The organism is Massilia aquatica (assembly GCF_011682045.1).
Classification (GTDB): domain Bacteria; phylum Pseudomonadota; class Gammaproteobacteria; order Burkholderiales; family Burkholderiaceae_D; genus Telluria_A; species Telluria_A aquatica.
In genome coordinates this window covers 53,865-65,565 of the sequence record NZ_VVIW01000021.1, presented here as the reverse complement: position 1 = coordinate 65,565, position 11,701 = coordinate 53,865, and the positions used below count along the sequence as shown (strand labels likewise).

The window sequence follows — 11,701 nt, the reverse complement described above, 5'->3', positions numbered from 1 at the left end:
GGTAATATTGGCCAAGCCTTCATTGTTATTCCTATTCGGCAATTTTATAATCATTGCCATTCAATCATTCCGCGAAAATAAATAGCCGTTTTTTCCGTTTTGTTTGCGAACCGCCATTTCATGCGGGGTAAATATACGGTTAGAATGCTGTTTCCATACCGCAACAATCGAACTCATCGCCGCGCTATTGGGGTTGTTTAAAGAACGAGCGACGCCGCGTTAATAGCACTCTTTTCACTGTTATTACGAAGAAACCATCATGACTGATTTGCAACGCCGTATTTTCCTCCGACGCTCCACCATGCTGGTCGCCTCCGGCGCGCTCACCGCTTGCGGTGGCGGCGGTGGCGGCGGCGATGGCGCCGCAGCCGCGCCCACCTCGACCGCCGCCGGCGGCGTGCAGAGCACCGCCTCGGGTCCCTTCGACCAGGGGCCGCCGCCGGTCGCGCCGCAGCCGGGCGCGCCGGTCCCGAATGCCTCGTTTACCGTCGTGAGTACCAGCGGCCAGGCTTCGGTGCCGTTCAGCCTCGGCTTCGCCTTCCGCCGCGGCGACGTGCCGGCCGGGCGCACGCTCGGCTCGGACAAGGGCGCGCTGCAGGTCAACGTCAAGAATGTGTGGCCGGACGGCTCGCTCAAATTCGCGCTGCTCTCCGGCCAGGCCAGCTTGCCCACGGCCGACGGCACCACCGTCAACCTGGGCGTGATCGCGGTCCCGGCGGGCGAGAGCCCGATCGACACCGCGCGCCTGCGCACCAGCGGCGCCGTCGCCGAAATCGGCTGCGGCGCGTTCGGCACCGTGCGCTGGCAGGGCGCCGACTGGGACAGCCCGTTCAAGGCCTGGGTCAGCGGTCCGCTGATGTCGTCCTGGATCTACCGCAAGCCGGTCGGCAGCGACCCGCACCTGGTGGCCTGGCTCGAAGTGCGCCTGTGGTCCAGCGGCGCGCTGGAAGTGCTGCCGTGGATCGAAAACGGCTACCTGCGCGTGGCCGCGCCGTCGAACAAGGCGGCCACCTACACGTTTTCGCTCAATGGCAGCCTGCGCATGTCGGCCGCGATCGACCTCAAACACCACCAGCGCACGCCGTTGATCAGCGGGACCGCCCTGTCGTACTGGGGCGGCGCCGATCCCGGCGTGGTGCCGCGCCAGAATCCGGTGTACCTGCAGGCGACCGAACTGGTGCCGTCGTACCAGGCGCGCGTGGCTGCCGATGCCGCCGCGGTGAAAGCGCTGGCGGCCAGCTACACGCCGCTACAGGCGGGTAACTTCACCTACGACAGCGACAGCATGGCGTCGTCCGGCTACCAGGATCCGATCGGCCTGCTGCCACAGCACGACGTGCTGTTCCTGGTGTCCGACTCCCCGGCCACCTTCGCCGGCGTGGTGCGCAACGGCTTTTCGGCCGGCCGCTACGGCCTGCACTACCGCGACGAGAGCACCAACCGTCCGCTGCGCTTTTCCAGCCATCCGACCCTGAACATCCGCGCCAGCCATGGTTTCAAGGATACCGGCGGCTCCACCAACGGCCAGTACACCCCGGTCGCCACCGGCGGCAATCCGCCCAGCTGGGATGTGGCGCACAGCCCCTCGGTCGGGTTTACCGCCTACCTGGCCACCGGCCGCTTTTACTTCATGGAGCAGGTGCAGTTCGCCGCCACCGCCAACTACCTTGGCAATGGCGACAATACCGCACTGCGCACCGGCAGCCAGGGCCTGGTGCAGACCGCCGTCGCGGCCTGGCAGACCCGCAGCTGCGCGTGGGACTGGCGCACCCGCGTGCAGGCCCTGTGCGTGACGCCCGACGACGACCGCGAGCTGCGCGCCGAATTCATCGCCTCGGTGGAAGCGAACATCGAACACTTCCACGGCCGTTACGTGGCCCGTCCGAACAACCCGTTCGGCTGGATCAAGCCGGGCGAAGGCTACGACGGCACCATCCGTATGGGTTCGCCGTGGCAGCAGGATTTCGTCACCGCGGCCTTCGGCTATTCGGTCTCGCTTGGCTTGCCGTTGTCGGCCGCCGCCAGCGCCAAGCTCAGTGCCTTCTTCGCCTGGAAGGCGCGCAGCGCGGTCGGCCGGCTCGGCGCCAGGGACGCTTTCTGGTACGTCAACGCGGTACCGTACACGATGGTCATCTCGCCCAGCGCCAGGCCCGATTACGATAACGGCACCGGCCCGTGGTACAGCTCCGAGGCCGAGGTGTACCAGGCCACGTATGCCACGCCGCCGGCCTGGCTGGGCAAGACCGAAGGCGTGCTGGCCGGGGAATACATGCCGGGCGAGCGCGCCATGTGGGGCAACCTGGTACCGGCCATCGCCTATGCGGTGCGCCATGGCGTGCCGGGTGCGCGCGAAGCGTACGAGCGCATGACGCGCGCGACCAACTGGGGCGCCTTGCGCGCCGCCTTCGACGTCAAGCCGGTGTGGGGCGTGAAACCGGCGCAGTACGTGCCGGCCACGCCGCTGCCGGTGCCAAGCACGCCGCAGGAAGGCGATCCGTCCTGGTTCGCCGGCACCGGCCTGGGCGAGTGGATCGAAATCGCCGGCACCGCGGGCGCGGGCGGCTCGGCAGTGCATGCCTACAGCGGCATCGCCTTCAATGAGCGCAGCAACGAAATCCTGATCGCGGCGGCCGGCGGCCACCTCGATTCGCCCGACAACCGCGTGGTGTCGCTGCGCCTGACCGACAATGCGCCGTCGTGGCAGCTGCGCCAGGGCCAGAGCGCGCGCACCGCGATCGACGTGGCCTATTACGCCGACGGCAAGCCGACCTCGCGCCACCTGTACAGCACCGCGCATTACGTGCCGCAGCTGAACCGGATCATGACGTTCGGCGTGCGCGCCGCCTACGGCAACGCGCACTCCTTCCACAACGTCGATGGCTTCGACCTGGAAACGAACACCTGGGATGCCGCCGGCACCTGGGCCGACATTCCGACCGGCCACCTGGGCGCGGTCGTGATCCGCTCCACGGGTGACGTCTGGAGCACCGGGCTGGCGCGTTTTTCGGCGGCCACCCGCACCTGGAGCGAGCCGATCAAGCAGCGCACCAACGATACGATCCGCTGGCCGATCGCGCACGACCCCCAGCGCAACCAGCTGTTTTCGCTGAACTGGGCGGACGGCATGGGATACGGGACGCTCGGGGTGTTCGCCACGCGCGTGCCGCTCGATGGCGCGGCGCAGATCTCGGTGTCGTTCAATCCGAGTGCGGCGCTGGAGAGCTTCAAGGCCGACAAGCCAACCTACGCCGGCATGGATTACGATCCGGCCAACGACCGCTTCCTGTTCTACTGCGGCCAGGGCGCGGGGGCCGGGCGCATCTACGTGATCAAGCCGAACGCGGGCAACACCTGGGACATGAGCATGTTCGAACTGGCCGGGCGCACCCGTCCGCCCGAGAGCAGCGGGGCCGGGGTGCATAACCGCTTCCGCTACGTGCCGGCGCTGCGCGGTTTCATGCTCATGCCGAACGGGAAGGACAACATTTTCTTCATCCGTACTTCGGCATAAGTCGTCAGGTGCGCCGGCCGGCCACGCCGCGCGCGGCGCGGCCGGCCGCTTCGCGCGCCAGGCCGCGCAGGCCGCGCAGCGAGCGCGGGTTGTACGCCACCATGCCCCAGCGTTCGCGCCGGTGGTTCATCCAGGTCTTTTTATAGGCATCGTCGCCGATCAGATAATCGATTTCGGTGACTTTGTCCTTGTCGATCGCGTGCTCCATCAGCATGGCGGTGATCAAGGTCCCCGGCGAAAAGGCCTTGAAGCCTTCGTCGTAGGCCAGCTTGTAGATTTCGGCCCGTCCGTACGAGACGATCCACAACTGCGCCGCCACCGGTTCGCCCTTGATCCACGCCAGTCCCAGGCGCAGGAAGCCCTTGGCGGCGTAGGCCTGCATCAGCGCCGGCATGAACGCGGGGAAGGGCTCGGGCTTCTTCCAGCTGGCCGCGTACACTTTTTCGTAGGCTGCGATCGCGACCGGCAAGTCCCTCGCGCTGGTGACGATTTCCAGGGTGCCGCCTTCGTTGGCGAACTTCTTGCCCATGCGCCGGATGGTGTTTTGCAGCTGCCCGCCGCGCGCGGCCAGGTAGCTGGTCCAGTCGCCCTCGATCGGCTGGTACCAGTTGCCGAAGGCGAAATACTCGAACGCCAGCCAGCCCTTGATGCGCATCGCGCCCAGCATGGTCTGGTAGGCGTGCGACTGCGGGTCCATCGGCGTGAGCGTGAGCGAGCCCAGGCCGGGGAATTCGTCCTGGATGGCCACCAGCACCATCACCATCTCGCGCGATTTCAGGCCGGGGTCGAGCACCGGCTCGTACAGACTGGTATAAAAATTCGACAATGAACTCAGTTGCCAGGCGCCGCCGGTTTTTTCGGCGCGCAGCGGCAGCACCGCCATGACTTGCTGGCCACGCCGCAGCACGTAGAAGCGCAGTCCGGGATTGGCCGGGTAGACCGTGTCGACCAGGTTGCGGTACCACGCCAGGCCGCCGGCCACGTTCTGCTTCTCGGCCTTGGTCATGAAGCTTTGCACGTCGGGCGCCAGCGCATCCGGATGGTGGAACACCTCGACCGCCAGGCCTTCCTGCACGCGCGGCTTGCTGCGCCAGGCGCGCAGCGAGACCCTGAGCGCTTCGGCCGCGATCCAGCGGTACAGCGTGCGGTGGCGGATCCAGCGCTGGCCGGTGGCCCATTCGAGCAGATTGGAGTCGGCGTCGGTGTAGAACTCGATGGAGCCGCCCGGATCGGCCGCGAACGCGTGTTCGATCACGCCGCGCAGCAGCAGGCGGCCCGGCGAGTAGTCCGAAAAACTCTCGTCGTAGCTGGTCTTGAGCATCACGTACATGCCGTTGCGGCGCAGCAGCAGGCGCGAGGCGGCCAGCTTGTTGTCCAGCCACAGCTCGCACACCATGGCGTTGCCGCCCTCGGCGGCGCGGCGCAGCAGGTCGCGGTAGAACTGGTGCTGCTCCGGGGTGGCGCCGACCGCGGTGCCGCTGCGGCCCTTCCAGCCGGCTCCTTCGAGCGCGGCGTAGCGGTCCACCGCCGCCTCCATGGCGGCGGGGTCGAGGATGTACACATGGTGCTTGACCACGCCGTTCTCGAGCACGCGTTTCTGGTAGCGCTTGATATTGTTTTGCAGGTGCGCGCGCCCCGACAAGTAGTCCGCGAAGCTGCCATCGAGGGCGATGCGCATGGTGCGCGCGTGGTTCAGCAGGTGCTGGCCCGGCACCGGGCCGTCGAGCACCGCGCCCACGTGCGGGTCGTTGCACAGCAGGTCGAGCTGGATTACCAGCGGCGGCAGGCTGTGCGAGAGCGCGTCGAGCAGGGCGGCGTCGGCGATCAGGGTGGCGCCGAGCTGCGCCTGGGCCGGCAGGAAGCTGGCCCACACCAGGGCGTTGCGCGGCTTGAGGATGCACATCGCCTCGACCCGGCCGTCGCGCCGGCAGGTCCACAGCTGCTCGCTGCCGTCGCCGAACCGGGCCAGCAGGCCGTCGATGAACAGCGCGCCGAGCAGCGGATGGTCGCCGAACAGGCGCGCATTGAGTTCATCCCAGGCCGCGCCGTGCTCGCCGAGGGAGCGTTGCAGCGGCACGCCGCGCCAGCCGCTCATGCCAGCGCTTTCGAGACCAGCGCCGTCATCCACGCCATCTGCTGCGCCGACAGGCCCTGGTGGCAGGGCAGGTGCAGCAGGTGCAGGCGGTAGTTGCGCGCCACCGTGCAGCTCGACACCGCCATGTCATCCCAGCGGAAAATCGGCATGCCGGCATGCTTTAACTGGTAGAACACCGGGTCCGGCTCGGCGATTGTGATCGGGAACATATAGGGGGCGCAGTCGTCGGGCAGGTCGGGCATGAGGGCCTGGCCGCCGCGCGCGCCGGCCACCGCTTCGAGCCATTGGGTGTAATGCCGGCGGCGCCGTTCGACCAGCGGTGCGATGCGGGTGCGCCGCATCACCCAGCGCGACAGGGCCAGGCTGTTCTTGTTTTCCATGGCCGGCTCGTACTGGGCCGAGGGCCCGTCGTGGCGCTCGAGGATGTCGTGCCCGCGCAAGGCGGGGTCGCGCGGCTCGGCGGCGGTGGCCGTGGCATGCGCGGCGCGGTTGCGCGACCAGGCCGACTTGAAGGCCTTGATTTCGCGCAGCAGGCCCGGTTTGGCCGGCGGCGTGATCGGAAACAGCGCCGGGTTGGCCCACAACACGCCGCCGTCTTCGCAGCCGAAAAACTTGTAGGGGCTGGCCATGAGCACATGGTCGGCATTGGCCTGGCCGGTCTGGGCGCGCTTGGCGGCCACTTGCCAGGCGTGCGAACAGTCTTCGATCAGCATGATGCCGTGGTGGCGGCACACCGCGCTCACCGCCGCCAGCAAGGCCGGCGGCTGCTCGAAGCCGAAGTAGTGCGGCAGCACCAGCGCCTTGATGCCGTGGTCGCGCGGCGCCAGCAGGGCGCGGATGCTGTCCACGCGCGGGGTCAGGTCGCTGTCGACGGCATAGAACAGCACCGTGCCGCCCAGCGCCAGCGCCGGGTCGATCATGGTGCGGCAGTGGTAGGACGGGGCCAGCAAGACCGTGCCGGGGCCGATGCCGCCGGCCTGGCAGGCCGCGTGCATGGCGTAGCGGCCGCGCGCGAAGTGGCGCACGGCGGTGCCGTCGATCAGGGCGGGAGCGACGGTGCCGCCGCCGAAACCGATGTCGGCCCAGTGCAGGGCCGGCAACAGGGGTACGCGCGGGCGGGGGAATTCACATGCTACGGCGTCGAAACGCTGGTATTCGGGCATCGGTAATCAGCTTTGCGGTGCGGAGCGTTGTTTGAACCATTGTTCCATCATCATCAGCACCCACACCATGGTGCCGTGGTAGCCGGCGTGCTCGTCCAAGTGCTGGCCGAGCAGCGCGTCGATGAACTCGGGACGCACGATCTGGCGCTTCTTCAGGTCGGACAGGCTGTCGAGCGCGAGCTGCTGGAGCGGCTTGTGCTTTTGCAGCCACACGCCGAACGGCAGGCCGAAGCCGTGCTTTTGCTTGGTGATGATTTCGTCGGGCAGGAAGCCGCGCAGCGCTTCCTTGAAGAAGTAGCGCAGCTGGGTGCCATTGAGTTTCTGTTTGGCCGTCAGGCGCGCCGAGAAGGCCACCATCTGGTCCGACAGGAACGGAAAGGCCGCTTCCATGGCCGCCAGCTCGCACGCCTTGATCACCTTGGGCAGGTCGTTGTCGGCCAGGGTCACTTTCAGGTCGAGCGCCAGCATGCGGTTGATCAGGCTCGATGCGTCGTTCTGGGCGTAGGTGTGCGACAGGCTGGCCAGCGGCGCGCCGGTGTCGGCGCTGGCCAAAAAGCCGGCGGTAAACACTTGCGCCGGGCCGAAGCGGCCCAGCAGGTTGTAGGTTTCCAGGCGCGCCGGCATCGGCAGCGAGGCTTGCTCGATGTAGCTGCGCGCCTTGCGAATCAGTTTGAGCTTCTCGCCGGCCGGGAAGTTGAAGACGGCCGGTTCCAGCAGGGCCTTGCGCAGCAGGCCCGGGACCTTGTCGTACAGGGCGAACACGTGCTGCTTGGAGTAGCGCTCGTTGCCGCCGAATAGTTCGTCGCCGCCGTCGCCGCCCAGCATGCGGGTGACGCCGTCGGCGCGCGCCAGGCGCGCGCAGTAAAAGGCCGGCACCGCCGAGGCATTGCCGAAGGGCTGGTCGAACACCGCGCCGATGCGCGGAATGGCGGCCACCACGTCGTCGGGCGTGACGTAGTATTCGTGGTGGCTGGTGCCGAAATGTTTCGAGGCCAGGCGCGCGTACGACATTTCGTCGTAGCCTTCGGCTTCGAAACCGATCGAGTAGGTGTTGACCGGCTGGTCGCTCACTTCGCGCATGATGCCGGCGATGGTGGAGCTGTCGGTGCCGCCGGAGAGGAAGGCGCCGTACGGCTGCTTGCCGGCCGCATCAAGCACGCTGCTGCGCAGCAGGTCGCGGAACTGCTGCTTGAGGTCCTCGAACGCGTGCTGCGGCTGTTCGTCGAACACCATGCGCCAGTAGGCGCGCTTTTCCACGCTGCCGTTCCTGAAGCGCAGGCATTCGCCCGGCAGCAGGCGTTGCTGGCCGCGGTACACGGTGCCCGGCGCAGGCACCATGTGGAAGTAGACGTAGTTGTACAAGCCTTGCGGATCGATCGCCGCCGGCGTCTTGGGATGGCGGATCAGCGCGTCCGACGAGGTGGCGAACACCAGCGCCTGGCCCGCCGTCTGGTAGCTCAATTGGTGGGTGCCCATGCGGTCGATCGCCAGCAGGGCATCGCTTTTGGCCTCGTCGAGGATGGCGAGCGCAAAGGCGCCTTTCAATTTGGCGCAGACGGCGTCCGGGTCGCGCCGCCACAGGCGCGCCACGCGTTGGGCCAATTCGTCGGCCAGGCCGTCGGCCAACCCGTCGGCCAGTTCCGGTTCGCCCCACACGGCCACCAGCAGGCCGTCGCCGTGGAACACGTGGGCGCTGGCCGCGCGCGCCGACACCGCCAGCGCGCTGCGCGCCGCCTGCACGGTGCTGATGGCGTTCTGGTCGAAGGCGGCCAGCGGCGCCGCCATGGACGCGATCAGGACCTGGTTGTCAGCGGCACTGGCGCCGTGGCCGATCCAGCCACACAGCCCGCTCACTGCGGCTTCCCGGAAAATTGGTTCATTACTGTCCTCGCGCTTGCGTTGGTGTTGGTGGTGGCGTTAATGGTTGATTACGGATCGAGTGCGGATTATGGCATCAGACCAGCACTTCCAGCGCCACGGGATGGCTGAGGAACGCGACCGGGCTGGCCGACAGGCCGTAGGCGCCCGACTGGAACACCACCACCAGGTCGCCCACCTCGGCTTTGGCGAGCGCCATCTGGTCGGCCAGCAGGTCGAGCGGGGTGCACAGCGGGCCGACCACGGACACCGTCTCGCGCTCGTCGGCGTTCATGCGGTTGCCGATGGCGACCGGGTAGTTCTTGCGGATCACCTGGCCGAAGTTGCCGGACGCCGCCAGGTGATGATGCAGGCCGCCGTCGGTAACCAGGTAGACCTGGCCGCGCGACTCCTTGCGCTCGATCACGCGGCTGACGTAAATGCCGGCTTCGGCCACCAGGTAGCGTCCCAGTTCGATCACGATCTCGGTGTCGGGCAGCGCGCGCCGCACATCGGGCAGGATGCGCTTGAGGTTCTCGCCCACGGCGGCCAGGTCGAGCCGTTCTTCGCCGGGGAAGTAGGGAATGCCGAAGCCGCCGCCGATGTTGAGCGTGCGCAGGGGACCGGGCCAGTGCGCGGCCAGGCGGATCGCCAGCGCGAAGGTTTTTTCGTGGGCGTCCTGGATCGATGCCGCTTTCAGGTTTTGCGAGCCGCTGTAGATATGAAAACCCTGGAAGTCGAGTCCCAGTTCGCCAATGCGGCCCAGCATGGCGGGCACGCGCTCGGCGTCAACGCCGAACTGTTTCGGCCCGCCCCCCATTTTCATGCCGGACGACTTCAGTTCGAAGTCGGGATTGACCCGCACCGCCACGCGCGGCGTGAGGCCCAGGCGAGCGCCGATGACGGCGATGCGCTCCATCTCCGCTTCGGACTCCATGTTCAGGGTGACGCCGGCGGCGATCGCGCAAGAAAGGTCGGTGTCGCTCTTTCCGGGGCCGGCAAAGCTGACCAGGTGCGGCGCCATGGGCGTGTCGAGGGCGACGCGCTGTTCGCCGCCGGAAGCGATGTCGATGCCGTCGACCAGGGTGGCCATGTGCTGGACCACGGCCGGCATCGGATTGGCTTTCATGGCGTAGTGCAGATGGATCTCGGGCGGCAGGTGGCGGCGCAGCAGTTCGACCCTTTCGGTCAGCTTGGCGCGGTCGTAGGCGTAGAAGGGCGTGCGCCCGACCCGTTCGGCCAGGCGCGTGAGCGGCATGCCGCCGATCTGCAGGCAATCGCCCTCGACCTCGAATTGCGCCAGCGGCGCGTGTTGCGGACGGGGGGCGCTCATTGTGCGGCCTTCGGGTTGGCTTCGGTCGGTGCTTGCATGAACAGCTGTTCCATTTGTACGCTCAAGAGTTTGCGGTCGATTTTGCCGTTCGGATTGCGCGGCAGGCTCTCGGGCGCGATGATCACGCGCGCCGGCAGCATGTAGGCCGGCAGGTGCGGCTTGCAGGCGGCCAGCAGGCTGTCGGCGGTGAGGCCGCTGCCTTCCTTCGGGTGGGCGATGACGACGATGGCCTGGCCCAGGGTCGGGTGGGCCAGGCCGATGGCGGCCGCTTCGGCTACGCCCTCGCGCGCATAGACCACTTCTTCCACTTCCGAGGGGCTGACCCGGTAGCCGGAGGTCTTGATCATTTCATCGTTGCGGCTGATGAAGTACAGGAAGCCTTCTTCATCCTTGCGCACGGTGTCGCCCGACCATACCGCCATTTCGGTCAGGGTCAGGCCGTGATGCACGGAGACCACCGGCTTGAAGCGCTCGGCGGTCTTGGCGCGGTCGTTCCAGTAGCCGAGCGAGACCAGCGCGCCTCGGTGCACCAGTTCTCCGGCTTCGCCGGGGTCGCATTCGCTGCCGTCGGCTCGCAATACCATCACTTCGGCGTTCGGGATCGCCTTGCCCATCGAGTCGGGACGGCGCTCGAGTTCGGCCGGCGGCAGGTAGGTGCTGCGGAAGGCTTCGGTCAGGCCGTACATCAGGAATGGCTGCGCGTTCGGCAGCGCTTGGCGCAGCGCGTCGAGCGTGGGGCGCTGCATGGCGCCGCCGGAATTGGTGAGGTAGCGCAGGGTGCAGTCGGCCGGCCACGGCAGGGGCGCGATCTGGATCCACAGCGGCGGCACCGCCGCCAGGCCGGTGATGCGTTCGGCTTGCACCGCCTTGAGAATATCGCGCGCCAGCAGGTGGTTGATCAGCACGGCGGTGGCGCCGACCGAAAACGCCGTGGTCAGCTGGCTCAGGCCATAGTCGAAGCTCAGCGGCAGCACGGCCAGGATGCGGTCGGCCGGGGTATTGCCGAGGTAGCTGGCCACGCTGTTGGCGCCGGCCACCATGTTGCGGTGGGATAGCACCACGCCTTTTGGCTTGCCGGTGCTGCCCGAGGTGTACAAAATCGCCGCCATGTCGGTGTCGATATTGCGCGCCGGGGTGGCCGCTTCGGCTGCTTCCAAAGCGGCGTCCCATCCCAACACCTTGATGCGGGCCAGGGCGGGCGCGTTGTCGATGTTGCCGGTGACGATGACGGTGTGCAGGTCCGGGCAGGCATCGAGGGCGCCGGCCAGCAGTTTCAGGCGGTCGGCCGAGGTGACCAGGATGCGCACATTGCAGTCGGCCAGGATATACGCCACCTGTTCGGGTTTCAGCAGGGGATTGACGGGCACGAACACGCCGCCGGCGGCGGCGGCGCCGAACATGGCGGCCACATTCTCGATGTTTTTCTCGAGATACACCGCAAGCCGCTCGCCCCGGCCCAGTCCAAGGCCGAGCACGGTTGTCGAGACTTGCCGTACGGAATCCGCAAGTGTTGCGTAATCCAGACGGCGGCCGCCATAAACGAGCGCCTCCGCTTGTGGGGAGCGGCCGGCAGAGCGGAAGATGAAGTCGTGGATCAAGTCACTCATTGAAACCTTGCGTACGGCTGGAAGCCAAAGCGTTGCTGTTCGGGGCGGATAGGGGCGACTTGCGCCATGGATTGTGCCATGCGTTACGCTAGCCAAATTGTGCGGAGATCAATTTCTCCGTGCAAGCGAAATTTG

6 protein-coding genes are annotated in these 11,701 nt (G+C 67.2%); 1 reads left to right on the top strand and 5 read right to left on the bottom strand.

All coding sequences use genetic code 11. The features are described from left to right. The first annotated feature begins 259 nt into the window (after positions 1–259). Positions 260–3,511: a hypothetical protein gene (locus tag F1609_RS26075; protein WP_167079564.1), complete on the top strand. Its 3,252-nt coding sequence runs from the start codon at positions 260–262 to the stop codon at positions 3,509–3,511. A 4-nt stretch (positions 3,512–3,515) separates the two neighbouring features. Here the strand turns inward: F1609_RS26075 and F1609_RS26070 are convergent, their stop codons facing one another. The 5 genes from F1609_RS26070 to F1609_RS26050 form a co-directional block, all read right to left on the bottom strand. Further along, positions 3,516–5,606 (bottom strand): GNAT family N-acetyltransferase, encoded by a 2,091-nt coding sequence (locus F1609_RS26070; protein ID WP_167079563.1) that lies wholly within the window; start codon positions 5,604–5,606, stop codon positions 3,516–3,518. Then, complete coding sequence (locus F1609_RS26065; protein WP_167079562.1) at positions 5,603–6,769, bottom strand: DegT/DnrJ/EryC1/StrS family aminotransferase; 1,167 nt, start codon at positions 6,767–6,769, stop codon at positions 5,603–5,605. Before F1609_RS26065 ends, F1609_RS26070 begins: the two co-directional genes overlap by 4 nt. A gap of 6 nt (positions 6,770–6,775) precedes the next feature. Continuing rightward, entirely contained in the window at positions 6,776–8,623 is a 1,848-nt protein-coding gene (locus tag F1609_RS26060) for an asparagine synthetase B family protein (RefSeq protein WP_167079561.1), read from the bottom strand. Between the two features lie 100 nt (positions 8,624–8,723). Then, entirely contained in the window at positions 8,724–9,959 is a 1,236-nt protein-coding gene (locus F1609_RS26055) for a pyridoxal-dependent decarboxylase, exosortase A system-associated (protein ID WP_167079560.1), read from the bottom strand. Next, on the bottom strand, positions 9,956–11,566 hold the full coding sequence (locus tag F1609_RS26050) for an acyl-CoA ligase (AMP-forming), exosortase A system-associated (protein WP_167079559.1): 1,611 nt from the start codon (positions 11,564–11,566) through the stop codon (positions 9,956–9,958). The genes F1609_RS26055 and F1609_RS26050 overlap by 4 nt, the downstream gene beginning before the upstream one ends. Positions 11,567–11,701: the final 135 nt, after the last annotated feature.